The 23,117-nt window shown below is 71.6% G+C and carries 25 protein-coding genes; 12 read left to right on the forward strand and 13 right to left on the reverse strand.

Annotated elements, in window-relative coordinates; genetic code table 11:
• Positions 1 to 76: 76 nt before the first annotated feature.
• From VLK66_RS04860 to VLK66_RS04870, 3 genes are read right to left on the reverse strand one after another with little or no spacing between them, the layout of a single operon-like run.
• Positions 77 to 1,174, reverse strand: coding sequence for a mannose-1-phosphate guanylyltransferase (locus VLK66_RS04860; protein WP_325308251.1), 1,098 nt, complete (start codon positions 1,172 to 1,174; stop codon positions 77 to 79).
• A gap of 26 nt (positions 1,175 to 1,200) precedes the next feature.
• Positions 1,201 to 1,617, reverse strand: a complete 417-nt coding sequence (locus tag VLK66_RS04865; protein WP_325308252.1) for a response regulator transcription factor — start codon at positions 1,615 to 1,617, stop codon at positions 1,201 to 1,203.
• A gap of 35 nt (positions 1,618 to 1,652) precedes the next feature.
• Positions 1,653 to 2,006: a roadblock/LC7 domain-containing protein gene (locus VLK66_RS04870; protein WP_325308253.1), complete on the reverse strand. Its 354-nt coding sequence runs from the start codon at positions 2,004 to 2,006 to the stop codon at positions 1,653 to 1,655.
• A gap of 185 nt (positions 2,007 to 2,191) precedes the next feature.
• Here VLK66_RS04870 and VLK66_RS04875 point away from each other — a divergent pair, with 185 nt between their 5' ends.
• The 5 genes from VLK66_RS04875 (at position 2,192) to VLK66_RS04895 (ending at position 8,881) form a co-directional block, all read left to right on the forward strand.
• On the forward strand, positions 2,192 to 2,740 hold the full coding sequence (locus tag VLK66_RS04875; protein WP_325308254.1) for a hypothetical protein: 549 nt from the start codon (positions 2,192 to 2,194) through the stop codon (positions 2,738 to 2,740).
• Positions 2,740 to 4,023: a serine--tRNA ligase gene (gene serS / locus VLK66_RS04880; protein ID WP_325308255.1), complete on the forward strand. Its 1,284-nt coding sequence runs from the start codon at positions 2,740 to 2,742 to the stop codon at positions 4,021 to 4,023. The genes VLK66_RS04875 and serS overlap by 1 nt, the downstream gene beginning before the upstream one ends.
• 73 nt (positions 4,024 to 4,096) lie before the next feature.
• The gene (locus VLK66_RS04885; protein ID WP_325308256.1) at positions 4,097 to 5,446 is read left to right on the forward strand and encodes a HAMP domain-containing sensor histidine kinase; all 1,350 of its coding nucleotides are present in this window, start codon (positions 4,097 to 4,099) and stop codon (positions 5,444 to 5,446) included.
• A 469-nt stretch (positions 5,447 to 5,915) separates the two neighbouring features.
• Positions 5,916 to 8,237, forward strand: a complete 2,322-nt coding sequence (locus VLK66_RS04890; RefSeq protein ID WP_325308257.1) for an ATP-dependent helicase — start codon at positions 5,916 to 5,918, stop codon at positions 8,235 to 8,237.
• The gene (locus VLK66_RS04895; protein WP_325308258.1) at positions 8,234 to 8,881 is read left to right on the forward strand and encodes an esterase/lipase family protein; all 648 of its coding nucleotides are present in this window, start codon (positions 8,234 to 8,236) and stop codon (positions 8,879 to 8,881) included. The genes VLK66_RS04890 and VLK66_RS04895 overlap by 4 nt, the downstream gene beginning before the upstream one ends.
• A gap of 47 nt (positions 8,882 to 8,928) precedes the next feature.
• Here VLK66_RS04895 and VLK66_RS04900 read toward each other — a convergent pair whose 3' ends face one another.
• The 10 genes from VLK66_RS04900 to VLK66_RS04945 all read right to left on the reverse strand — a co-directional run bounded on the left by VLK66_RS04900 (position 8,929) and on the right by VLK66_RS04945 (position 15,225).
• Complete coding sequence (locus VLK66_RS04900; protein ID WP_325308259.1) at positions 8,929 to 9,480, reverse strand: type II toxin-antitoxin system RelE/ParE family toxin; 552 nt, start codon at positions 9,478 to 9,480, stop codon at positions 8,929 to 8,931.
• Positions 9,481 to 9,491: 11 nt separating this feature from the next.
• Positions 9,492 to 9,752: a hypothetical protein gene (locus VLK66_RS04905; RefSeq protein ID WP_325308260.1), complete on the reverse strand. Its 261-nt coding sequence runs from the start codon at positions 9,750 to 9,752 to the stop codon at positions 9,492 to 9,494.
• A 286-nt stretch (positions 9,753 to 10,038) separates the two neighbouring features.
• The gene (locus tag VLK66_RS04910) at positions 10,039 to 10,593 is read right to left on the reverse strand and encodes a type II toxin-antitoxin system RelE/ParE family toxin (RefSeq protein ID WP_325308373.1); all 555 of its coding nucleotides are present in this window, start codon (positions 10,591 to 10,593) and stop codon (positions 10,039 to 10,041) included.
• On the reverse strand, positions 10,590 to 10,850 hold the full coding sequence (locus VLK66_RS04915) for a hypothetical protein (RefSeq protein WP_325308261.1): 261 nt from the start codon (positions 10,848 to 10,850) through the stop codon (positions 10,590 to 10,592). Before VLK66_RS04915 ends, VLK66_RS04910 begins: the two co-directional genes overlap by 4 nt.
• A 281-nt stretch (positions 10,851 to 11,131) precedes the next feature.
• The gene (locus VLK66_RS04920; protein WP_325308262.1) at positions 11,132 to 11,308 is read right to left on the reverse strand and encodes a hypothetical protein; all 177 of its coding nucleotides are present in this window, start codon (positions 11,306 to 11,308) and stop codon (positions 11,132 to 11,134) included.
• A 222-nt stretch (positions 11,309 to 11,530) separates the two neighbouring features.
• Positions 11,531 to 12,466 (reverse strand): zinc dependent phospholipase C family protein, encoded by a 936-nt coding sequence (locus tag VLK66_RS04925; protein ID WP_325308263.1) that lies wholly within the window; start codon positions 12,464 to 12,466, stop codon positions 11,531 to 11,533.
• Positions 12,463 to 12,882 carry a hypothetical protein gene (locus tag VLK66_RS04930; protein ID WP_325308264.1) on the reverse strand — a complete coding sequence of 140 codons (420 nt, stop codon included), beginning with the start codon at positions 12,880 to 12,882 and terminating at the stop codon, positions 12,463 to 12,465. Before VLK66_RS04930 ends, VLK66_RS04925 begins: the two co-directional genes overlap by 4 nt.
• Before the next feature lie 31 nt (positions 12,883 to 12,913).
• The gene (locus tag VLK66_RS04935; protein ID WP_325308265.1) at positions 12,914 to 13,573 is read right to left on the reverse strand and encodes a DUF948 domain-containing protein; all 660 of its coding nucleotides are present in this window, start codon (positions 13,571 to 13,573) and stop codon (positions 12,914 to 12,916) included.
• Between the two features lie 144 nt (positions 13,574 to 13,717).
• A complete protein-coding gene (locus VLK66_RS04940) occupies positions 13,718 to 14,356 on the reverse strand; it encodes a hypothetical protein (RefSeq protein WP_325308266.1) in 639 nt (212 codons plus the stop codon).
• Positions 14,353 to 15,225, reverse strand: a complete 873-nt coding sequence (locus VLK66_RS04945) for a nitrilase-related carbon-nitrogen hydrolase (RefSeq protein WP_325308267.1) — start codon at positions 15,223 to 15,225, stop codon at positions 14,353 to 14,355. Before VLK66_RS04945 ends, VLK66_RS04940 begins: the two co-directional genes overlap by 4 nt.
• 405 nt (positions 15,226 to 15,630) lie before the next feature.
• Between VLK66_RS04945 and murA the strand changes: the two genes are divergently transcribed.
• The 7 genes from murA to VLK66_RS04980 all read left to right on the forward strand — a co-directional run bounded on the left by murA (position 15,631) and on the right by VLK66_RS04980 (position 23,113).
• Positions 15,631 to 16,920 (forward strand): UDP-N-acetylglucosamine 1-carboxyvinyltransferase, encoded by a 1,290-nt coding sequence (gene murA / locus VLK66_RS04950; RefSeq protein WP_325308268.1) that lies wholly within the window; start codon positions 15,631 to 15,633, stop codon positions 16,918 to 16,920.
• A gap of 275 nt (positions 16,921 to 17,195) precedes the next feature.
• Positions 17,196 to 17,558: a hypothetical protein gene (locus VLK66_RS04955; RefSeq protein WP_325308269.1), complete on the forward strand. Its 363-nt coding sequence runs from the start codon at positions 17,196 to 17,198 to the stop codon at positions 17,556 to 17,558.
• Positions 17,555 to 18,346, forward strand: a complete 792-nt coding sequence (locus VLK66_RS04960; RefSeq protein WP_325308270.1) for a polyphenol oxidase family protein — start codon at positions 17,555 to 17,557, stop codon at positions 18,344 to 18,346. Before VLK66_RS04955 ends, VLK66_RS04960 begins: the two co-directional genes overlap by 4 nt.
• A 275-nt stretch (positions 18,347 to 18,621) precedes the next feature.
• A complete protein-coding gene (locus VLK66_RS04965; RefSeq protein WP_325308271.1) occupies positions 18,622 to 19,035 on the forward strand; it encodes a hypothetical protein in 414 nt (137 codons plus the stop codon).
• A 134-nt stretch (positions 19,036 to 19,169) separates the two neighbouring features.
• Positions 19,170 to 21,455, forward strand: coding sequence for a TonB-dependent receptor (locus VLK66_RS04970; protein WP_325308272.1), 2,286 nt, complete (start codon positions 19,170 to 19,172; stop codon positions 21,453 to 21,455).
• Between the two features lie 14 nt (positions 21,456 to 21,469).
• Positions 21,470 to 22,780, forward strand: a complete 1,311-nt coding sequence (locus VLK66_RS04975) for a sialidase family protein (protein ID WP_325308273.1) — start codon at positions 21,470 to 21,472, stop codon at positions 22,778 to 22,780.
• A 51-nt stretch (positions 22,781 to 22,831) separates the two neighbouring features.
• On the forward strand, positions 22,832 to 23,113 hold the full coding sequence (locus VLK66_RS04980; RefSeq protein ID WP_349260481.1) for a BrnT family toxin: 282 nt from the start codon (positions 22,832 to 22,834) through the stop codon (positions 23,111 to 23,113).
• Positions 23,114 to 23,117: the final 4 nt, after the last annotated feature.

A 23,117-nucleotide genomic window follows, 5' to 3' on the forward strand; every position in this document is an offset into this window, starting at 1 on the left:
GAGGGATCCGCGCGAGGCCCGTCATCGCGCCGGAAATCGAACGCACTTCCGCACTTCCGCACTCACGCACCGCGGTTCACGGATTTCGCAGCCGCTCCGGAAGCTCGGCCAGCAGCGCCTTCAGGTCCGGCGAGCGGTCGCGGTGCGCCACGAAGGTGATCCCGTTGGTGCGGACGATCACCAGGTCCTCCACGCCGAACGCAACCACCGGGCCGTCCTCGGCATAGATCGTGGTTCCCTCCGAGGCCACCGCGTACGCCTCGCCCACCAGGCAGTTGCCGGGCGATTCGATCCCCCGCGTGCGCGCCACCGCGTCCCACGCGCCCACGTCGTCCCACGCGAAGGTGGCGCGCACCACGCCCACCCGCGACGAGCGCTCCAGCACCGCGTTGTCGACGGAGATGTTGGGCGCCCGCGCGAAGAACTCCTCCGTTCCCCCCTCGCGGACGATGGGGACGAGCTCCGCCAGCTCGGGGGACACGCGCTCGATCTCGTCCAGCAGGTCGCCCGCGCGCCAGACGAAGAGCCCCGTGTTCCACAGGTAGTCGCCCGAGGCCAGGTATCCTTCCGCCGTCGCGCGGTCCGGCTTCTCCACGAACCGCGCCACCTCGCACCCCGCCTCGCCGTGCGGCGCCTCCTCGAGAGCGGCGAGCCCGGCACCCACGCGGATGTAGCCGTACCCCGTCTCGGGGCGCGTGGGCACGGCGCCGATGGTGAACAGGCGGCGGTGCCCGGCGGCCAGCTCCGCCGCGCGGGTGATCAGCGCGCGGAAGGCCTCGGGCGGGTGGATCACGTGGTCGGAGTGCAGCGACACCATCACCGCGTCGGGGTCGCGCCGCTCCAGCTCGGCCGCGGCCCAGGCCAGGACCGGCGCCGTTCCCCGCGCGGCGGGCTCCAGCAGCAGGTTCCCCGGCCCCAGCTCGGGCAACGTCGCCAGGATCGGCTCGGCGAGGTGGGCGCCGGTGAGGATCCGCAGCCGCTCCTGGGGAACGAGCGGGACGATGCGGTCCACCGTGTCGCGGATCAGCGCGCGCTCGGAGGCGAGCGGCAGGAGCTGCTTGGGGCGCGCGGGGGTGGAAACCGGCCAGAAGCGCGAGCCGACCCCGCCCGCCAGGATCACCGTCCAGAGATGGGGAACCGGCGGCGGGGTGGCGGGTGTACTCGGAGTCTGCAAGAGGAGATCGCCTGCGGGAGGGGGTGCTACGCGCCGTCGGGCGCGGGGGCGCCGAACAGCTCGTCGACGCGCGCCAGCAGCTTCTTGGGGCTGAACGGCTTGGTGAAGAAGTCGGTGGCGCCCAGCTCCAGCGCCTGCCGCCGGTCGGCGTCCTGCCCCTTGGCGGTCAGGATGATGACCGGCGTGTCGCTCCGGTGCGGCATGGCCCGCAGCTGCTCCAGCACCTCGAGCCCGGTGGCGCGCGGCATCATGATGTCGAGCAGCACCACGTCGATGGGCTCGTCGCCGCGCAGCTGCTCCAGCGCCTCCTCGCCGTCGGACACCAGCACCACGGTGTAGGGGCCCTGCTCCAGCTTCAGGCGGATGATGTGGCCGATGTGCGGCTCGTCGTCGGCCACCAGCACACGGCGGAGCTGCGGGTCGGCCGCATGGGCGTCGGTCATCGGCGGGAGTTCGTCGGAATCCGTCAGGGGGCGGGTCAGACCAGCGCGGCCAGCTCGTCGCGGCTGCGGCCCAGGTCGCGCAGCAGGGGCGCGAAGCCCACGTTGCCGCGCACCAGCACGGCCAGCAGCACCTCGGGCGACAGCCCCTGCACCACGGCCACCCCCTCGTCCAGCCGGACGACCACGGTGGAGGCGTCGCCGAGGCCCGCCGCGCCGCCCAGCGAGGCCGCGGCCTGCGCCACGCCGGGGACCATGGCCGAAACCGTGTCGGCATCCAGCGGACGGAGCCCCGCGTGCTGGATCAGCAGCCCGTCGCGCCCCAGCACCAGCACGTGCTCCACGCCGTCGTGGCTGCGGATGCGGTCCAGCGCCTGGTCGAGCTCGGACATTCGGGTCTCCGGCGTGCGGGTCGGGGCGGGCCTGTGGCCGCAGCAACGTACCCGCCGCGCGGGCGGCGTGTCAACCCTGAAAAGCCCGCCGCCGCTTGACGCAACCGCGTTGGGGCGGATAAGGTTAACCCCGCGTCCGGCGTGCCGGGCGCTTCACTTTTGGACACTGGCGAAAGAGCTTTCCCTTGCGTGCAGTCTTCCCCGCGTTTGGCGCCCTGATCGCGATTGCGGCCGCCGGCGCGCTCGCCGCGTGCGGCGACCCCTTCGGCGGCCTGGACGTTGCCCTGCGCACCGACAGCGTGACGCTGGCGGCGGTCTCGTCGCCCTTCGACCTGCCCACGGCCCTCGACCTGGTCACCAACAACGCCCCGGCGCAGCCCGAGCTGCCCACCGAGGCGGGCGACTGGGACTTCCAGGTGCGCACCAGCGGCGCCGGCTTCGTGCTGCACCCCAACCCGGGGATCGCGCCGTACCGCGCGGCGGGGCTGGCGCTGACCACGCGCGACTTCGACGACCCGGGCCCCGCGCCGCGCAGCAGCGACGCCTACACCCGCACCGACGTGGCCATCACCGCCGGGCAGACCTACTTCGTGCAGAGCCGCCAGCGCAACAACATCTGCGGCACGCTCACCAAGTTCGGCATCCTGAAGGTGCTGTCGGTCCGCGCCGACTCCGGCATCGTGCACCTGGTGGTGAAGAGCAACCAGAACTGCGACGACGAGCGGCTGGACTGATGCTGGAGCTGCGCCAGGTCCGCCAGGACCCCGACGCCTTCCGCGCCGCGCTGGCCCGCCGCGGCAAGCCCGCCGAGACCGACGCGGCGATCGCCCGCGTGGTGGAGCTCGACACCGAGCGCCGCGCCCTGATCGCCGAGGGCGACGAGCTGAAGTCGCGCCGCAACGCCGTATCCGCGCAGGTGGCCGAGCGCAAGCGCGCGAAGGAGGACGCCGCCGACCTGATCGCCGAGACGCGGGGGATCGGCGACCGCATCAGGGCCATCGACGCGCGGCTGCGCGAGGTGGAGGGGGAGATCGAATCCATCCTCCTCCGCGTTCCCAACCTCGTGCACGACTCCGTGCCCGGGGGTGGGGAAGAGGCGAACACCGTGGTGCGCAGCTGGGGCGAGCCCGCGAAGCCCGCGTTCGAGCCCAGGCCGCACTGGGAGATCGCGCAGGCGCTGGGAATGCTGGACCTTCCCGGCGGGGCGCGCGTGGCGGGGAGCGGCTTTCCCGCGTACCGGGGGATGGGGGCGCGGCTGCAGCGCGCGCTGATCAACTTCTTCCTCGATCTCCATACCGGGAAGCACGGCTACACCGAGGTGGAGCCGCCCTTCCTGGTGACCCGCGAGTCGATGCAGGGGACGGGGCAGTACCCCAAGTTCGTGGAAGACGGGGACGCGTACGAGCTGCCCGAGGACGGGCTCTTCCTGGTCCCCACGAGCGAAGTGCCGCTGGTGAACCTGCACCGCGACGACCTGCTGGAGGCGGACCGGCTGCCGATCGCCTTCACCGCGTACTCGCCCTGCTTCCGGCGCGAAGCCGGGGCGGCGGGAAAGGACACCCGCGGGCTGCTGCGGCTGCACCAGTTCGACAAGGTGGAGATGGTGCGCTTCGAGCGTCCCGATGCCTCGTGGGACGCGCTGGAGACCATCACCGCCCACGCGGAGGAGGCGCTGCGGCTGCTCGGCCTCCCCTACCGCGTGCTGCTGCTGGCGGCGGGCGACACGGGGTTCAGCGCGGCGAAGACGTACGACCTGGAGGTGTGGGCGCCGGGGGTGGGGAAGTGGCTGGAGGTGAGCAGCGCGTCCAACTGCACCGACTTCCAGGCGCGCCGCGCCAACATCCGCTTTCGCCCGGAGCCGGGGGCGAAGCCGGAGTTCGTGCACACGCTGAACGCCTCGGGGCTGGCGCTGCCGCGCACCGTGGTGGCCATCCTGGAGACGTACCAGAACGAAGACGGCTCGGTGACGGTGCCCGAGGTGCTGCGCCCCTGGATGGGCGCGGACCGGATCGCCTGACCCGCGCGCCCGCCGTGGGGACGCGCGCACCCGTGAACGCGGAAGCGCGCTTCCGCCACTCCCGCAGCCTGCCGTGCCGGCCTTCCGCCTGAACCGACGGCACCTGCCCACCGCGCTGGGGCTGCTGGCCGCGGCCACGCTGGCGTGGTACCTCCTCTACAGCCAGTTCCTGGTCCGCGAGATGCGCCACGAGAGCGTGGTGCACTCGCGGATCGTCGTCCGCATCCTGACCGCGCTGAACGACCCCAGCGAGGCCGCGCCCATGCGCACCCTGCTGGAGCTGTCCACCGAGGTGCAGGACCTGGACTTTCCCATCGTCTACACCGACAACGACGGCTTTCCCGCCTTCGCCACGAACCTTCCCTTCAAGGCCGACGTGAACGACTCGGCGGGGGCGGTGCGGGTGCTGGAGTACGCCGCGGAGCTCCGGCGCCACAACCCGCCCATCGTGGAGCCGGGGCTGGGGACGATCTACTACGGCGACACGCCGACGATCCGCCGCCTGCGCTGGATTCCCTGGCTGCAGGTGAGCGCCATGGCGTGCCTGCTGATCGCGGCGGGGTGGATGATCCGCCACAACGCCCGCACCGAGCGCGAGCGCATCTGGGCGGCAATGGCGCGCGAGAGCGCGCACCAGATGGCCACGCCGCTGTCGTCGCTCGCGGGGTGGGTGGAGATCCTGCGCCTGCCCGAGGAGGAGCGCGAGGACATGGCCACCCTTCCCGCGGTGGCGGCGGAGATGGAGGCCGACCTGGACCGGCTGGAGAAGGTGGCGCGGCGCTTCGAGTGGATCGGGCGGCCCGTGCAGAAGCAGCCGGTGGAGGTGCGGCCGCTGCTGCGCGTGCTGGAGCGCTACGTGCGCGTGCGCCTGCCGCAGCTGCGCCGCAGCGTGGACCTGCGCCTGGACGTGCCCGAGGGGGTGCCGCCCATCGACGGCAACGCCATCCTGCTGGAGTGGGCGCTGGAGAACCTGATCAAGAACGCGCTGGACGCGCTGGCCGGCTCGGGCGGCAGCATCACCATCGAGGCGCAGGCGCCGTCGGAGCGCACCGTGGAGGTGCGGGTGGTGGACAACGGGCCGGGGGTGGCGCCCGCGGTGCGCAACACCATCTTCGACCCCGGCGTGAGCACCAAGAAGGGGGGATGGGGGGTGGGCCTCTCCCTCGCCCGGCGGATCGTGGAGGACGTGCACGGCGGGCGGCTCTACCTGGCGCCCGTGGAGAAGGGCGCGACCTTCGTGATGGTCCTCCCCGCCGCCGAGCGCCCCCCCGCATCCGAGGCGGAGAAGACCGGCCCCGGGCTGGGGATCGCCGCGCGCATCGGGCTGCCGTGGGGAGCCAAGCCGCAGGGCGCCGCTGGAGCGGATGGGGCCGGGGCGGGGGAGCAGCCGCGAGGCTCGGCAGGGTCGGCGGCGGGGGATTGAGCGCTTCGAGCGCGGGACGGGATGCGGTGCGTGTCCTCCGCGCGGCGCCCTCTCCGGCCGGCTTAGGCCGTCCACCTCTCCCGTACCGGGAGAGGTAGCTGTCCGGCATCTGGGCCGATGGGATGTTCTTCTGCGGCCATGCTTGGGTTTGGCGCCGGTGCTGCCTTGCCACCTCCTCCCAGGAAGGGAGGAGGTGGCGCCCTCCGGCGCGGGGGGAGGGCGGCGCGAGGCTGCGGACGCGCACCTGCGCGAGGGATGCGCGCCCGAAGGGCCGGGACACCGCCGCGCCCGCATCGAAGTTGAGGAATCGCATCGCAGTCCGGCGCGGCGGGGGCCCGGCGCGGTTGGCAACAGTAGTATCGTTGCCTACCGCGCGCGCAGCCCGTTTTGGCGCCTGAGCGCCAAACACGCCCAAACCCAGCTGTTGTCCTTGCCGTTTCCGATGACTCGAAATCACCCGGAATTCTGAATGGCGGTCGATCTTTCGCATCTGAACCCCGAGCAGCGCGACGCGGCCACGCACTTCGAGGGGCCGCTGCTGGTGCTGGCGGGCGCCGGCTCCGGCAAGACGCGCGTGCTGGTGAACCGCATCGCCTGGCTGATCGACGAGATGGGGGTGGACCCGGCGGCGATCCTGGCGCTGACCTTCACCAACAAGGCGGCGGGCGAGATGCGCGACCGCATCCGCACCCTGCTGGGCCGGGAGCCGCAGGGGATGTGGATGGGGACCTTCCACGCCATCGGCGCGCGCATCCTGCGGCGCGACGCGCCGCGGCTGGGGTGGACGCCCGGGTTCATGGTGTACGACGCGGAAGACACCGAGGCGCTGACCAAGCGCATCGTGCGCGACCACCTGAAGCTGGACCTGAAGCGCTGGCCGCCGCGCGCCATCCACCACGCCATCAGCGCCGCCAAGAACGAGCTGACCTCGCCGGAAGCCTACGCGCAGGCCGCGCAGGACGTGTTCGAGCTCACCGTGGCCGACGCCTACCCCATCTACCAGAAGGCGCTGCGCGACGCGAACGCCTTCGACTTCGACGACCTTCTCGTCAAGCCGGTGGAACTCTTCCGCACCAACGAGCGGGTGCTGCAGCGCTACCGCGAGCGCTTCCGCTTCGTCCTCGTCGACGAGTACCAGGACACCAACCGCGCGCAGTACGTCTTTCTCCGCCTGCTGGCCGAGGAGCACCAGAACCTGTTCGTGGTGGGCGACGACGACCAGTCGATCTACGGCTGGCGCGGCGCCGACATCCGCAACATCCTGGACTTCGAGAAGGACTTCCCCGGCGCGCGTACCGTGCGGCTGGAGCAGAACTACCGCTCCACTCAGACGATCCTGGACGCCGCCAACCGCGTCATCAGCGAGAACAGGAAGCGCAAGGGGAAGACGCTGCGCACCGAACACGTGGGCGGCGAGGCGCTGACGCTGGTGGAGTGCGCGGACGAGAAGGACGAGTCGGAGTGGGTGGCGGCCGAGATCAACGCGCGCATGGCCGACGACGCGCGGCTGAAGCTGAAGCACTTCGTCATCCTGTACCGTACCAACAGCCAGTCGCGCTCGCTGGAAGAGGCGCTGCGCCGCGAGGGGATGGCGTACCGGGTGATCGGCGGGATCCGCTTCTACGAGCGGCGCGAGGTAAAGGACTCGCTGGCGTACCTGCGCCTGGTCGCCAACCCCGCCGCGGACGAGGCGTTCCTGCGCATCGTGAACGTCCCCCGCCGCGGCATCGGCGACGCATCGATCGCGCGGCTGGGCGAGTACGCGACGGCCAACGGGCTCTCCCTCCTCGCCGCAGCCGAGCGCGCGGGGCAGATCGAGGAGATCCGCGGGCCGGCGTCGCGCGCGCTCCCCGAGCTGGCCTCGCTCGTCGCCAAGCACGCCGCGGTGGCCGACCGGCTGCCGCTGGACGAGGTGCTGCGGGGGATCGTGACCGAGAGCGGGCTGATCGAGTCGCTGAAGGAGGAGGGGCAGGAGGGCGAGGACCGCATCGCCAACGTGGAGTCGCTGATCGCCGGCGCGGCCGACCTGCAGGAGCGGCTGCTGGAGCAGGACCCCGAGCTGCTGCGCGAGCTGGAGGAGAGCGGCGACGTGCCCCCTCGCGCGCTGGACCGCTTCCTGGAGCACGTGGCGCTGATCGCCGACATCGACCAGCACGACCCCGGCGCAGACGCGGTGAGCATGATGACGCTGCACAACGCCAAGGGGCTGGAGTTCCCGGTGGTCTTCATCACCGGGCTGGAGGAGGGGCTCTTTCCCCTGGTCCGCGCGATGGACGAGCCGGAGCAGCTGGAGGAGGAGCGGCGGCTGTTCTACGTGGGGATCACCCGCGCGGAGCGGAAGCTGTACCTGGCCTACGCGCACAGGCGGAGGCGGGGACGGGACTGGATGGACACCATTCCCAGCTCGTTCCTGGAGTCGCTGCCGAAGAACACGCTGGACGTGCGCCACAGCGAGCGGACGCTGGAGCGCACCAGCAGCTACGCGCAGCCGTGGAAGAGCTTCGCGCGCGGCTTCGGCACCCGCCGCGAGCGGATGGGCCTGTCCGCGCCCGCGCCGCGCCGCGCGGAGCCCGAGGATCCGTCGTACCAGGTGGACTACAGCGACAGCCAGGACGCGCCGAGCCTCACGAAGGGCGCCCGGGTGCGCCATCCGCGCTTCGGCGCCGGAACGGTGCGCGAGCTCTCCGGCTTCGGCGGCGACGTGAAGGTGGCCATCGACTTCGACGCGGCCGACGTGGGCCGGAAGGTGGTGGTCCTGAAGTACGCGAACCTGGAGCGGGAGTACGAATGAGCGGCTTGCGGGACACGCGCGAGCTTGTCGTCCTTGCCCACGGTCTGGGTCGCACGCCGGCGTCGATGTGGTGGCTGGCGCGGTCGCTGCGGGCGCGCGGCTACCGCGTGCTGAACTGGGGCTACCCCAGCCACACGCTCCCCGTCTCCGCGCTCGGCGAGCGGCTGGCGCGCGACGTTGCCGCGGCATCGGGAGATGCGCCGCGGGTGCACTTCGTGGGGCACAGCCTGGGGACGGTGCTGATCCGCTGGGTGCTGGCGCACCGTCCGCCGCCGCGCACCGGCCGCGTGGTGATGCTGGCGCCGCCCAACCGCGGCGCCAGCAAGGCCGACCGCGTGGCGCCCTACGTCGGCTGGATCCTCCCCCCGCTCGCCGACCTGCGCACCGCCGCCGAGGCGACGGCCCGCGCGCTCGCCGCGCCGGCGGGCGTGGAGGTCGGCATCATCGCCGGCGCGCGGGACCGCACCGTCCGCATCCCCGAGACTCACCTGGAGGGCGCGGCGGGCCACGTGCTGGTCCCCTGCGGCCACACCTTCATCATGCTCCGCAACGACGTGCGCCGCCTGGTGCACGGCTTCCTCGCCACGGGCACGTTCGGCGGCATAATCCCGCGCGTGACCAGTGGAAACGAGCCGGCCGCGTGATCGCTCACGCGGCCGGTTTGCGCACTGGATGCCGGACGAGCCGGTCTTCACCCGGGCGGCTGTTTGCGGCTGCGGAACCGTTCGCGCACGCGTGCAGACGCACCGTCCCTGTCCGAATCCCCGGCCCGCTCGAACTGCTCCTCGGCGAGCTTCACCTGCGCTCGCCACAACTCGAAGTCGTGGGCCACGACCTCCCGCTCGACCAGCGCTTCCATGCAAGCAGTCAGAACGGCTTCCGCCGTGGCGTACTGGCCCGCGTCGACGCGTGCCCAGACGAACTGCTCGAAGTCTGGCGTGAGGGCGACCCTGCGCTGCTTCCTCGCGAATGCCCGGCGGAGATCCTGGCGCTGGTGGATGACGCGGGTGATCTCGACGTGATCCCGATGAGGACGATAGAACACGAGGTGGTTTCCCACCGAATGACTCCTGAGCCCGCGCCCGAACTCCGGTCGCCGCGTTCCAAGGCGTGGCGTCGCGGCGATCAGGGCGAAGGAGTCGTAGAAACGCTCCAGCAGGGCGTCGCCGACCGCGACGTTGTTGGATCTCTGAGATACATATCGGGCCGCCTCGACGACTTCATGCTGCGCGGACGCCGCCACGATGTACCGGCTCAGAGGCCCATCCTCCGCCGCAGTTCCGCGCGGGCCATGGCAAACGCCTGCTCGCCGGGGATCAACTCACCTCGCTCCGCCTCGTCGATTCCGACCTGGATCTCGCGCTTGAGCCATTCGTGGTCCTCCGCGAGGTCCGCTTCGAGCAGAGTCAGCGCTTCCAGGCACGCCTTCAGCACGTCCTCCGTGCTCTCGTAGGCGCCCGAGGCGACGCGCTCCAGCACGGCGCGCTCGAATTCGGGGGGAATGTTCAGGCTCATCGGGGGCCTCGGTTCTACGACGGGTGCAACGGCGCTCATCAGAATCCTCCAAGCTACTCTGTGTGCAAGTCGCCAACCACATCGGGCACGAAAGCGGGGGCAGCCGCGAACCTCGGGCGACGGAATCTCACTGTCGACTGTGTATCGATCAAGCTTCCGTCCGATAGCGGCCAGCGGTCGCACACTTGTCCCATCGGTGCCGCGAACGGGCCGCGATGCGGCGCAAAACGAGCCGGCCGCATGATCGCTCACGCGGCCGGTTTCACTTGCCCTGCGGCGGCTCATGTCAGCGACGGAACTTTCGGCGCAACTCCGCACGAGTCATCTCGATCGCCTGCTCGCCGGGTATTTCTTGCCCGCGGTCCCTTTCCAGCCCAGCCCGGGTTGCACGCTCCAGCCATTCGTAATCATTCCCTGTTTCGACCAGTTCGAGCGCCCCCAGGCAGGCTTGCAACACCTCGTCGGTGGTGGCGTAGTCGCCAGAATCCATCCGATCCCAAACCGCGTCTTCAAACTCCGGCGTCAGCGTGATCTTCCGGCGTTTCCTGGAGAATGCGCGCTGGGCACTCTGACGCTGGTGGAGAACGCGCATCACCTCCACGTAATGGCGGTGCGGGCGATGGAAGATGATGTAGCTGCCCATCAGGTGGCTTCTCATCCCTCGACCGAAACCCGGCCTCGGAGTGCCCATTCCGGGCATCGAAGCGATCAGATCGAAGGTGGTGAGAAACTGCTCCAGCAGGGACTCCGCAGCGGCGGCATCTCCGGTATTCTTCTCGATGAAGGCCGCAGCGTCGAGCGCCTCCCGCCGAGCGGTCCGGGTGAGGGAGTAGCCACTCAGCGGGCGATCCTCCGCTTCAACTCCGCGCGCATCGAGGCGATCGCTTCGTCGCGAGGAATGAGCTCGCCGCGGTCCGCTTCATCGATCCCGATCTGGACTTCGCGCCGCAGCCATTCATTCTCCTCCGCCATATCCGCTTCCAGCAGTTCGAGCGCCTCCAGGCACGCCTTCAGCACGTCCTCCGTGCTCTCGTAGGCGCCCGAGGCGACGCGCTCCAGCACGGCGCGCTCGAACTCGGGGGGGATGTTCAGGCTCATCGGGGGCCTCGGCTCTACCACGGGTGCAACGGCGCTCATCAGAATCCTCCAAGCTACTCTGTGTGCAAGTCGCCAACCACATCGGTGTGGAAGCCGGGCCAGTCGCGCGCCTCGGGCGACGAAATCTCATTGTCGACTTCGTACCGATCAAGCTTCCGAGCGATAGCGGCCAGCGGTCGTACACTTGTCCCGTGGGTGCCGCGAACGGGTCGCGAGGCGGATGCAAAATGAACCGGCCGCGTGATCGCTCACGCGGCCGGCTCGTTTGGGATGGATCACGTTCAGATCTTGGAGGCGGAACTTCGCGCGAGCTTCGCATGGAGCCGCGCGAACACCTCCTCGGCATGTGAGTACTCGCCGCGCTCGTATTGATCGATCGCAACCTGCACATCGCGGCGAAGCGCTTCGAGCTTTGCAGTCTCGACGTCTTCCTCTACGACAGGTGCAACGGCGCTCATTAGAATCCTCCAAGCCACTCTGTGTGCAAGTCGCGAGCATCGGGCGACGAAATCTCAATGCCGACTTTGTATCGATCAAGCTTCCGAGCGATAGCGGCCAGCGGTCGTACACTTGTCCCGCAGGTGCCGCAAACGGGTCGCGATACGGTGAAAGAAGAACCGGCCGCGTGATCGCTCACGCGGCCGGTTTTCATGCCCCGACGGTTGCGGACGTGGCCCTCGCTACGGCTTGCCGTCGCCGTTCGTGTGCGGCGTTTCGAGCAGGTGGCCGAAGGGGATGTCGGGGAGGGGGAAGAACTCGTCGGCCATCTCGTGCAGCAGCTCCGGCCGCTCCGACGCGCCGTCCTGCAGCGCCATCCGCCGCACCTTCTTGCTGAGCTCCAGGTTGCGCTCGCCGATGGGATCCAGCGCGCGCGGCAGCGCCTCGCCGCGGCGCTGCAGGTAGTCCACGATGTAGTCGAACGAGCGGACCACGTACTGGTGCACCGTGTCGTCCGTCAGGTCCCACCGGCTCATGGTGATGAGCGTGCCGAAGATGTTCTGCCAGCGGTCGTTGTCCTGGAACCGGATCAGCCCGCGGAAGATGCGGCGGTTGGTGCGGAACGAGAACAGCGTGCCGCTCAGCACCTCGTCGAACAGCGCGTCGGCCTGCGAGTGGTCGTGCTGGGTGACGGCCTCGCGCGCCAGGCGCATGTAGAACTCGCCCACGTGGCGGTCCATGCGCGCTTCCCAGTACGAGTGGCCCAGCCCCTTGGTGGACGAGGTCAGCAGCAGCTGCCGGGGGACGTAGAAGTTGTGCGCGATGGTGTCGGCGGCCAGGTGCGTGAGATACCCGATCCCCACCGCCTTCAGCCGCTCGCTGGCGGCGGCCTGCTCGATCTCCTCGCCCACGTGCCAGTGGTGGCAGTGGCGCCCCTCGGGCACGTACTTCTTGGCCAGCGAGATGTCGGCCGCCAGCGAGCCGTACACGAAGTCGTACGGATACGCCGCCAGGATGGTGCGGATGGCCTGGGGGAGCAGCTCCAGCTGCTGCAGCATCTGCCAGCTGAGGTAGGCGTGCGTGGCCGGGCCCCAGGCGTACGCGTGCCCCGGGGTGAGCGCCACCAGCAGCAGCGCGACTCCGGCGACCACCAGCAGGCCGCCCGCGGTGCGCTTCATTGCTCGTCCGCGCTCCGCCCGAAGCGCAGCCCGCCCGCGCGGTGCCGCCGCTCGTGCTTGCGGCGCTCGGTGGACCGCCGCTCGCCCTTGCGCCGCTCCTCCAGCGCCTGCTCCATCTCCTCGCGCGCCTCGGAGAGGATGCGGCGCACCTCATCGCGGAACTCGCCCAGCAGCTCGCGGCCGGCGTCGATGGCGTCGTCGGCCACCTCGCCGGTGGCGCGGCGGGTCTGGCGCAGCCCGCGCGCCATCTGCCCCGCGCCGCGCCGCATCTTCCTGCGGTACGGCTTCAGCTCGCGCAGCAGCCGCTCCTTGGCCGTCGTCGGCCGCGACGGCCGCAGCAGCAGCGTGGCGCCGATCCCCAGCGCCGTGCCCACGGCGAAGGCGGCCAGGAACTCGGTGGTGTCGCGTCGTGCCATGTATGCTCCTCGGTGTCTCCGCGCTCGTCCTCTAGCCGCGCCGGCCGGGGCGCCCGGGCCCGCTCCGGATCTCGTCCCCCTCGTCGTCCCCGTCCTCCCCTTCGGCGCCGTCCAGGCTGAACCCGTCGTCGTCCTCCTCCGCGCCGTACTCGTCGTCCTCGTCCAGGTAGACGTCGCCCAGGTACTCCAGCTCGCCGGTCTGGAAGCGGCGGAAGGTGTCGGCGCCCGCCTGCATGCCGCGGATGGCCGACGCGCCGCCGATGAACAGCGCCTCGGCCTCTTCCTGCACCACGCCGATCAGCGCGTTGAACTCGCCCACGCGCTGCTGCGCCATCTCCGCCGCGGTCTTCAATTTGTCGGTCGCGGCGGTGACGCTCCGCGACAGCTTTTCCGCGTCCTTGCGCACCGTCTTGCTGACGAAGTTCACGTTCTCCGTCACCGCGGTCACGTTGTGGATGGCGGGGGCCAGGTCCACGCGCAGCTTCTGCCCCTGCTCCTCCACCTTCTTCATCAGCGCCTTCACCTTCATGGCGGCGAAGAGAACGCCGAGGCCCACGGCGAGCAGGGCGATGGCCAGCACGATCTGGGCGATGGCCGCGAAGGCCTCGACCCAGTGCTGCCAGCCGGGCTTCTGCTGGACCACGAACACCGTGTCGTGCACGGCCTGGGCCTGGAAGAGGAGGATCGTCAAACCGTGGTCCCGGGTCAGGTTGTAAGTCCTAAGTGCTAAGTCCTAAGTGCTGAGTGCCGAGTGCTGAGTCCGCGGCCATCGGTCACCCGTCCCTTTTTCACTTAGGACTTGGGACTCAGGACTCAGGACTCAGGACTTTCTTTCTCAGTCGAACAGATCCACGCCCAGCGTGCGTGCGCCGATCTTGGGCACGATGCGCGGATGGAGCCGCGACGGCCGCCCCGCCGCTAGCGCGCGCCGCACCGCGCTGGCGGCGTCGGATGATAGGGCGTCCAGCGCCGCGGGATCACGCGTGTCGATGGATCCGCGGAGCGCGGCGTCCAGCGCTTCGATTCCTCCGGCGGCTTCCGCGATGCGGCGGACGGGCTCCGGCGCGGACCAGCGCCCCGCGAGCGCCGCGACCTCGCTGGCCCACAGGTCGCCCAGCGGGAGGAGCGGCTCGGGCGGCAGCTCTCCGCCCAGCAGAAGCGCCGTCTTGTTCGCCGGGTGCGCGGCGATGGCGTCCACCGCCAGCCGCGCCCGCATCCGCCGCATCTCCTCCGCCCACTGCTCGCGGGAAACCTCCGGCGCGAGGTGCAAGACGGATTCCATCTCCCCGTCCGCCACCGTGATGCGGAGCACGGCGTCCGCGCCGAGGGTGGAGACGAGCATCCGCGCGGCCAGCTCCGCCTCCGGCCCGCCGTCGTCCAGCAGGGCGATGCGGCTGGCGCCGCGGTCCGCCAGCGCCTGCCGCGCGACCGCGCCGGCGATCGCGGCGATGCGGGGCTCGCGCAGGTCCGTCATCCCCGCTCCCCGATGATGCGCGCCAGCTCCGCGTGGACGAGGCGCGGGTCGTCGTCGCGGGCGTGGGCGTACGGCCGCCGCGCGCGGGCGACCGCGTCGAGCGAGAGGTCGGCCGTGACGCGGTCCTCGGCCAGGTCGTCGCCGCGCGCCAGGATGTCGCCGCCGGGGCCGGCGACCATCGAGCCGCCGGCGTAGACGCACGGGCCCTCCGTCCCCACGCGGTTGGCGACGACCACGTAGATGCCGTACGCGACCGCCGCGGCGCGCGCCAGGTGCTCCCACGCGGGCCAGCTCGCGAACCGCCCGCCGCCCTCGCCGCCGGCCCAGCTTCCGCGCCCGGCCGCAGCGGCCTGCACGACGACGAGGTGCGCGCCGTCCGCCGCGAGGAGGTACATCAGCGCGGGGTGCCACAGGTCCTCGCAGACCAGCACACCCATGCGCCATCCGCCGCCCGCGTCGTAGGCCCGCGCGCGGTCGCCGCGGCCGAACCATCGCCCCTCGTCGAACATCCCGTACGTGGGGAGATACACCTTGCGGTGGCGATGGAGCACGCGCCCGCCGCGCAGGTGCAGGGCCGCGTTGAAGGGCACGAACGCCGCGTCGCGCTCGATCCCGCCGACGATCACGTCCGGCCCGTCGGCGAGACCGGGATACGGCACGTCGCCCTCGGGGACGGCGAGCGCGTGCACCCGGTCGCGCACGTCGTATCCAGTCACCGAAAGCTCGGGGGTGACGACGAGGTCGACGCCCTCCGCCGCCGCGTCCGCCTGCGCGCGGGCGATGCGCGCGAGGTTCGCCTCCGCATCCCCCAGCGCTGGCGCGAACTGCTCGATCCGCAGCCGCAGCCGCTCCGCCCGGAAGCCGTCCATCACCCTCTCCCGATCCCCCGCGCCGGACCGATCTCCATCTCCCGCTTCGAATCTCCAGACGCTGCTCCGGGAGAGTTGGAGAGGTCGCGTAAACGCAAGGCGCGGCGCGGTTCGGGAGGCCTGGAGCGGCCTCGATGTCCGGGGTGCGGGAGACGAGCCATCTTACGCCCGGCGCGAGCGGCGTGTCAAGCAAAGTCAAGGCGCCGCCTGCGTTCCCGTGCGCTTTTGCGTCCGCCCGGCCGCCACGCTAGGTTGCCCGTCCCCCGCGCGGGACGGGGAGCCCGGGAAGGGTGCCGCGCACGACTCTTGCGCCCTGCCCGCCCGCTCCACGAAAGCCCGGCGCACGCCGACTCCGGACCCCCCGGAGACGCCGTGCGCTCCCACGTTCAGGTCCGGAGACCCGAGTTGCCCAAGTTCGTAGTCCAGGGGGGGAAGCGCCTGAAAGGGTCGATTCGCCCGGCCGGGAACAAGAACGCGGCCCTGCCCATGCTGGCCGCCACGCTGCTGACCGAAGAGGACGTGTTCCTGGAGAACGTCCCGCGGATCCGCGACGTGCTGACGCTGCTGGACCTGCTGGAGGCGCTGGGCGCCGAGACCGAGTGGGTGGGCGACAACGAGGTGCGCGTGCGCGCCGCCGACGTGGGGCACACGCAGCTCGACGCCGAGGCCGCCGCGCGCATCCGCGCCTCGATCCTGCTGGCCGGGCCCATGCTGGCGCGCACCGGGGGGATGAACCTGCCCCCGCCGGGTGGCGACGTGATCGGCCGCCGCCGCGTGGACACGCACTTCCTGGCCTTCCAGAAGCTGGGCGCGCGCTTCGAGCACGACGCGAAGAGCTTCCGCGTGAAGAGCGACGGGCTGGTGGGCGGCGACATGTTCCTGGACGAGCCCAGCGTGACGGGAACCGAGAACGCGGTGATGGCCGCGGCGCTGGCGCGCGGCACCACGCGCATCCGCAACGCCGCCGCCGAGCCGCACGTCCAGGACCTGTGCCACATGCTGGTGGGGATGGGCGCGCCCATCGAGGGGATCGGCACCGGCACGCTGCACATCCAGGGCGCCGAGAAGCTGCGCGGCGGCCGCTTCCGCATCACCTCGGACCACATCGAGGTGGGCAGCTTCATCGGGCTGGCGGCGGTCACGCGCTCGGAGCTGACCATCCTGGACGCGGCGCCGGAGCACCTGGACAGCACGCTGATCGGCTTCGAGCGGCTGGGGGTGACGGTGGAGATCCGCGGGCAGGACCTGTACATCCCCGGCAACCAGGAAATGAGGGTCCACGCCGACATCGGCGGGCACATCCCCAAGGTCGACGACGGGCCGTGGCCGGCGTTTCCCGCGGACTGCACCTCCATCGCGCTGGTGACGGCCACCCAGTGCGAGGGGAACATCCTGATCCACGAGAAGATGTTCGAGTCGCGGATGTTCTTCGCCGACAAGCTCATCGCCATGGGCGCGCGGCTGGTGCTCTGCGATCCGCACCGGGTGCTGGTGATCGGCCCGAGCAAGCTGCGCGGCGGCCTGGTGGAGAGCCCCGACATCCGCGCGGGGATGGCGCTGCTGATCGCCGCGCTGGGCGCCGAGGGGCAGAGCGAGATCTTCAACATCGGCCAGATCGAGCGCGGCTACGAGCGCATCGACGAGCGCCTGCGCGCGCTGGGGGCCGACATCCAGAAGATGGATTCGCGGACCTGAGGTCGGGGGGGCCACCCGGCGCTCCCCGGCTCTCACCCGGCATTCTCCCGGCGGTTGAAACCGCGGCAACAACGGCCCGAAGTCCGCCTTCGCGGACTCGCTGTCCGGCATCGCCGCGGCGCACGGACATTCTCGCACCCAACCCTCTCCGGTTATGGGGAGAGGGTGGCGAGCCTGGGCGAGCCGGGTGAGGGCTGGATGCGGCGGTGACGCACCGCCGCCGCTTTCGCATCGGTCATCTCCGACCGCCGATCATCTCCATCGCCGAGCATCCAATGAGCGACGAACAGCCCAGGGCGCCGCGCCCCGCCGGCATCGGCGAGGGGATCCGCGCGGGGATCGGGATCCTGACGGCCTTCAAGGAGGCCATCGAGGAGACGATCAACGAGGCCGTCGAATCCAACGACCTGAGCCCCGAGCGCGCGAAGGGCGCCCTGAGCGGCGCGCTGGACCGGGCGCAGGGCGTGATCGGCGACGTGCGCGAGCGGCTGGACGTGGTTCCGCGCCGCGAGTTCGACGCGCTCCGCGCCGAGGTCGAGGAGCTGCGCCGCCGCCTGGACCGGCTGGACGGCGGCGGCGGGCACGTCCGCTTCCTGGAGGCCGGCTCCGGCCCGCCGGACGAGGGGGCGGGCGCGTGACGGAGGCCGTGCACGCCGCCGCGCGCGGGGTCGCGGAGACGCTGCGCCCGGGTGACATCCCGCTCTGGATCCAGCCCGAGTGGGCGGAGCGCTTCCCCTGGCTGGTGCAGGGGACCACGGGGCGGGGGAGCGGCGACGAGCCGTTCGACCTGGGCCTCTCCGGCGCGCAGCCGGTGGGGAAGGTGCTGGACCGCTGGCGCGCGATGGCCGCCGCGACCGGGATGGCGACCGCCGTGCATTCGCGGCAGGTGCACGGCGCGGAGATCTACGTCCACGCCGAGCGTGGCGCGCCGGGGATCTCGGTGATGCACGGCTACGATGGGCACGCCACGGAGCGCGCCGGGCTGCTGCTGAGCGCCGGCGTGGCGGACTGCGTCCCCGTCTTCGTCGTCGATCCCCAGCATCGCCGCATCGCGATGGTGCACAGCGGCTGGCGCGGCACCGCGCAGGGGATCGGCGAGCGCGCGATCGAGCTGCTCGCGCGCCTCGGCTCATCATCCCCCACCGATTTGTGGCTGCACTGCGGCCCGGCGATCTGCGGCGCGTGCTACGAGGTGGGGCCGGAGGTGCACGCCGCCATTCACCCCCATCGCGAGCCGCCGCCGGGGCGCGCGAACATCGACGTGCGCGCGGCCATCGCGGAGCGCGCGCTGGCCGCGGGGGTGCGGGCGGAGCGGATCACCGTTTCCACGCACTGCACGCGCTGCGGGCCGCCGGACTTCTTCTCGCACCGCGGCGGCTCGGCGGGGCGGCAGATGGGGGTGATGGGGATCAGGGAAGACGGGTAGAGGTGGAGCGGATCGGTGCACATCGAGGTAAGGATGCACAGGATCCGGTCATCTCCCGGTGCGACGGAGATCGTCCCCAGATGCGCGCACCGCGGCAGAAACGCTGGCGCGCGCTCGTGTTTTCGGACATCTTCAATCCGTCGCGCGCGGTGATGCGGAACCATCGCCGCGCGGCATGCGTACTGCCATCGACGCTGGCGTGGGGAATCTCCCCGCGACGCGCATCTCCTGTTGCCTGATTTCGTCCGGACCTCACGAGGGCCATCTTCCGCCGCGTGAAAGCGACCGTGTTCCCGCCCGTGCAGCGCACCTTCGCGCAACGCCTTACGGCCCTGCTGGCCGTGGCGCTCTTCCTGTTCACGTGGACAGGGGAAGCGCTGGGCATGCACGCGTGTCCGCACCACGACGCGGTGGCGCACGGAGCGGTGGCGCACGGAGCAGCGCACGCGGGCCACCACGCGGCCCAGCACGACGCCCCCGCGCCCGAGCACGGCGACCGACACGCGTGCACCTGCCAGGGCACCTGCCCGTCCGCTACCGGCGGCGCGCTCCCCGCCACCGCCGAGGCGGCCGTCCGCGTCGCCCCGGCGTCGGTCGCGGCGGAGATGGTGCCGGACGCGGGCACCATCATCCCCCGGCTCGTCCCCTTCTTCCTTCCGTACGGCCAGGGTCCTCCCCTGCTCGGCTGAACCCCCAGACATCGCGGCACGCGGGAAGGCCACGGGTACCATCGCCCGGGGCGCCGCGTGCACGTACACACCTGGATCAGCCGAGGTGAAGCGTGTCCGTCCCAGCTTCGTCCGTACTCCGTTTCCGCCGCGCGGTGGCCGCACTCGCCGCGCTCGCCATCTCCCTGCTCGCCCGTCCCGCGCTCGCGCAGGGCGCCGGCTCCGTCGAGGGCACCGTGACCGCGCATGCGGGCGGCGCGCCGCTGGCCGGCGTGCGCATCGCCGTGGACGGCGCGGCGCCGGTCGTGACCGACGGGGCGGGGCACTTCCGCATCGCCCGCGTCGCCGCCGGGTCGCACACGCTGGTCGCCACCCGGCTGGGGCTGGCGGCCGCGACGCAGCCCATCTCCATCGCCGAGGGGCAGACCGCGCGCGCCGACCTGGCGATGCGCGACGAGAGCACCGTCCTCCCCTCCATCGTGGTCAGCACCACGCGCGAGGTCCAGCGGCTGGGCGAGACGCCGGCCACGGTGGGCGTCGTCTCTTCCGCGCAGCTTCGCGAGCAGCGCCCCACGCACCCGTCCGAGGTGATGAGCCAGGTTCCCGGCGTGTGGGTGAGCGTCACCGGCGGCGAGGGGCACACCACCTCCATCCGCCAGCCGAACACCACGAACCCCGTCTACCTCTACCTGGAAGACGGCGTCCCCACGCGCTCGACGGGCTTCTTCAACCACAACGCGCTGTACGAGGTGAACATTCCCGCGGCGGACCGCATCGAGGTGCTGAAGGGGCCGTCCAGCGCTCTCTACGGCAGCGACGCGATCGGCGGGGTGGTGAACGTGGAGACGCGCGCGCCGGGCCAGCACTCCGGCTTCGAGGCGTACGGCGAGGGCGGCGCGTACGGGTGGGGCCGGCTTCTGCTGGGCGCGACGGGAACGCGCGGCCACGACGGCTTCCGCGCCGACGTGAACGTCACGCGCACCAGCGGCTGGCGCGAGGGGACCGACTACACGCGGCAGAGCGGGACGCTGCGGTGGGACCGGCAGCTGGCCGGCGGCGCGTCGCTGAAGACGGTGCTGGCGGTGAGCCACATCGACCAGCAGACCGCGGGCGCGTCCACGCTGCTGTCGGCCGACTACGCGGCGAACCCCACGCTGAACTACACGCCGATCTCCTTCCGCCGCGTGAGCGCGCTGCGGCTGTCGGCAGACTACGAGCGGCCGGGGCGGGGGACGCTGCTGAGCATCATCCCCTTCTTCCGCGACAACTCGATGGACCTGCTCCCCAACTGGAGCCTGACGTACGACCCCACCGTGTACTCCACCGGCCACCACTCCTTCGGCGTGCTGGCCAAGTACCGTGTGGACGTCGACGCGCTGCGCACGCGGCTGATCGGCGGCGTGGACGTGGACTACAGCCCGGGCGGCCGGGTGGAGGACCTGATCCAGCCCACCCGCAACGGGCAGGTGTTCACCACCTACGAGAAGGTGGCGCGCGTCTACGACTACGACGTGACTTTCCGCGGCGTCAGTCCGTACCTGCAGGCCGAGGCGGCGGCCACCGAGCGGCTGCACTTCACCGGCGGCGTGCGGCTGGACCGGATCGGCTTCCGCTACGACAACCACCTCGACGCCGTCGCCACCGGCAAGTACCGCCGCCCGGCCGACGCCTCCGTCGACTACACGCATCTCTCCCCCAAGCTCGGGGCGACGTACGAAGCCGGCCGCGGCCTGGCCGTCTTCGCCAGCTACACCACGGGCTTCCGCTCGCCCAGCGAGGGGCAGCTCTTCCGGCAGGGGCAGGCCGACAACACGGTGGGCCTGAAGCCGGTCGAGGCGGTGAGCTGGGAGGGCGGCGCGCGCGGCGAGGTGCTGGGGCGCGTGGGCTACCAGCTGAGCGCGTACACGATGACGATGACCGACGACATCCTCACGCTCGTGAACCCCGACGGCACGCGCGAGACGGTGAACGCCGGAAAGACGCTGCACCGCGGCGTCGAGGCGGGGCTCGGCATCCGCCTTCCCGCCGGCTTCCGGGCGGACGTGAGCTGGAGCCGCGCGCTGCACCGCTACGAGGAGTGGTCGCCCCGCGCGGGGCTGGACTACGCGGGGAAGGAGATGGAGAGCGCGCCGCGCACCATCTTCGACGCGCGGCTGGGGTACTCGCTGGCGGACGCGCGCTTCTCGGCCGAGTGGCAGCGCATCGGCGGCTACTGGATGGACGCGGACAACACCCACCGCTACCCCGGGCACGCGCTGCTGAACCTGCACGCCACCGTACCCGTCGCGCGCCAGGTGGAGCTGGTGGGGCGGATGAACAACGTGCTGGACCGGCGCTATGCCGAGGCCGCGCAGTACACCGCCGCCCGCGGCGACGAGTTCGCGCCGGGGATGCCGCGGTCGATGTACCTGGGCGTGCAGTACCGCGTGGGCCAGCGCTGAAAGGGAGAATGGGGATGAAGAAGAATCGCGCGATGATGGGCGGAGTGGCGGCGCTCGCCGCCGCCGTGGCCGCCGCGGCCGCCACGACGATGGCCCGCTCCGGCTCCGCGCTGGCCCCCGCGGCCACGCTCGCGGCGGCGAACGCGTCGAACCCCACCGCCGCGGCGGACGCGCGCGGCGCCCGCTACGTCGCCTGGATCGCGACGTCGGGAGGCGCGTCCGACGTCTGGCTCGCCCGCGCGGACGGCGATGCGTTCGCCGCGCCCGTGCGCGTGAACGACCGCCTGGGCGACGCGGCGCCGCACGAGCAGGCGCCGGCGCAGGTGGCCGTGGCGCCGGACGGCGGCGTCTATGTGGTCTGGCAAAACAACCGCGCCATCCCCGGCCGCCGCTTCCCCGCGAGCGACCTGCGCTTCGCCCGCTCCTCGGACGGCGGCCGCACCTTCGCGCCCGCGGTGACGGTGAACGACGATGCGGCCGGCCCGCCGTCGTCCCACACCTTCCACAACATCGTCGTCGGGAAGGACGGCACGGTGTGGGTCGCGTGGCTGGACTCGCGCGTCCGCGACGCCGAGCGCGCCCGCCGCCACCCGCATCCCGCGCCCGCCGCCGCGAAGCCGCAGGGCGATTCGACGATGGGGATGCACGGCCACGGCGGCATGGCCGAGGACCCCACGCTCCCCGGCTCCGAGATCCGCGTGGCGAAGTCCACGGACGGCGGGAAGACGTTCGGGCCGAGCATGGTGGTGGACGGCAACGTCTGCCCCTGCTGCCGGACCTCGCTCGCCACCGCGCCGGACGGCTCCGTCTACGTGGCCTGGCGCAAGGTGTACGCGGGCGACGTGCGCGACGTGGTGGTCGCCCGCCTTGCCCCCGGCGCGTCGGCCTTCGCGGCGCCGGTGCGGGTGCACGCGGACGGCTGGGTGTTCCCCGGCTGCCCGCACGCCGGCCCGTCCGTCGCCGTGGACGCGCGCGGCCGTCTGCATGTGGCCTGGTACACGGGGAAGGAGGGCCGGCAGGGGCTGTGGTACGCCTCGTCGGCGGACGGCGGCCGCACCTTCGGCGCCGCCGCCGCGCTGCTCACCGGCGCGTGGGTCCCCCCCTCGCAGGTCGCGCTCGCCGCGGATGGCGATCACCTCTGGGCGATGTGGGACGACCGCCGCGAGCAGGAGGGCCGCGTCACCCTCGCCCGCCTGGACGATGGCACGCCGCACGTGGTCGCGCGCGAGCCTGCCGGCCGCTCCCCCGCGCTGGCGGCGGGGCCGCGCGGCCTGCTCGTCGCCTGGCACCAGGGCCAGTCCGTCCGCGCCAGTAGCTTGCGGTGACCGCCGATCAGGGGCCTTGGAAGTGTCGCATCCCCGGCGTAGTTTTGGCGGATGCCATTGACATTCGAATGGGATCCGGAGAAGGCCCAGGAGAACCTTGCGAAGCACGGCGTCTCTTTCGAGGAGGCCACGAGTGTATTTGGCGATCCTCTCTCTCGGGTTATCGACGACCCGGACCACTCGACGTACGAGATCCGGCTTCTGCTGTTCGGGCGTTCCAATGCCGGCCGGCTGCTCACGGTGTGCTTTACGGAAACCGCCGACGCGATGCAGATCATCACCGCACGCAAACTGACTCGGCGGGAAGCACGGGAGTACGAAAACAGTCTCTGACACT

This window comes from Longimicrobium sp., assembly GCF_035474595.1.
GTDB lineage: Bacteria > Gemmatimonadota > Gemmatimonadetes > Longimicrobiales > Longimicrobiaceae > Longimicrobium.

What these genes read in the sequence shown, in the direction of transcription:
- VLK66_RS04865 (WP_325308252.1), bottom strand. Translation starts at nt 1,617, where the DNA reads ATGACCGACGCCCATGCGGCCGACCCGCAGCTCCGCCGTGTGCTGGTG.
- serS (WP_325308255.1), top strand. Translation starts at nt 2,740, where the DNA reads ATGCTGGAGCTGCGCCAGGTCCGCCAGGACCCCGACGCCTTCCGCGCC.
- VLK66_RS04945 (WP_325308267.1), bottom strand. Translation starts at nt 15,225, where the DNA reads ATGGACGGCTTCCGGGCGGAGCGGCTGCGGCTGCGGATCGAGCAGTTC.
- VLK66_RS04920 (WP_325308262.1), bottom strand. Translation starts at nt 11,308, where the DNA reads ATGAGCGCCGTTGCACCTGTCGTAGAGGAAGACGTCGAGACTGCAAAG.
- VLK66_RS04890 (WP_325308257.1), top strand. Translation starts at nt 5,916, where the DNA reads ATGGCGGTCGATCTTTCGCATCTGAACCCCGAGCAGCGCGACGCGGCC.
- VLK66_RS04870 (WP_325308253.1), bottom strand. Translation starts at nt 2,006, where the DNA reads ATGTCCGAGCTCGACCAGGCGCTGGACCGCATCCGCAGCCACGACGGC.
- VLK66_RS04955 (WP_325308269.1), top strand. Translation starts at nt 17,196, where the DNA reads ATGAGCGACGAACAGCCCAGGGCGCCGCGCCCCGCCGGCATCGGCGAG.
- VLK66_RS04930 (WP_325308264.1), bottom strand. Translation starts at nt 12,882, where the DNA reads ATGGCACGACGCGACACCACCGAGTTCCTGGCCGCCTTCGCCGTGGGC.
- VLK66_RS04905 (WP_325308260.1), bottom strand. Translation starts at nt 9,752, where the DNA reads ATGAGCCTGAACATTCCCCCCGAATTCGAGCGCGCCGTGCTGGAGCGC.
- VLK66_RS04915 (WP_325308261.1), bottom strand. Translation starts at nt 10,850, where the DNA reads ATGAGCCTGAACATCCCCCCCGAGTTCGAGCGCGCCGTGCTGGAGCGC.
- VLK66_RS04925 (WP_325308263.1), bottom strand. Translation starts at nt 12,466, where the DNA reads ATGAAGCGCACCGCGGGCGGCCTGCTGGTGGTCGCCGGAGTCGCGCTG.
- VLK66_RS04895 (WP_325308258.1), top strand. Translation starts at nt 8,234, where the DNA reads ATGAGCGGCTTGCGGGACACGCGCGAGCTTGTCGTCCTTGCCCACGGT.
- VLK66_RS04940 (WP_325308266.1), bottom strand. Translation starts at nt 14,356, where the DNA reads ATGACGGACCTGCGCGAGCCCCGCATCGCCGCGATCGCCGGCGCGGTC.
- VLK66_RS04975 (WP_325308273.1), top strand. Translation starts at nt 21,470, where the DNA reads ATGAAGAAGAATCGCGCGATGATGGGCGGAGTGGCGGCGCTCGCCGCC.
- VLK66_RS04980 (WP_349260481.1), top strand. Translation starts at nt 22,832, where the DNA reads ATGCCATTGACATTCGAATGGGATCCGGAGAAGGCCCAGGAGAACCTT.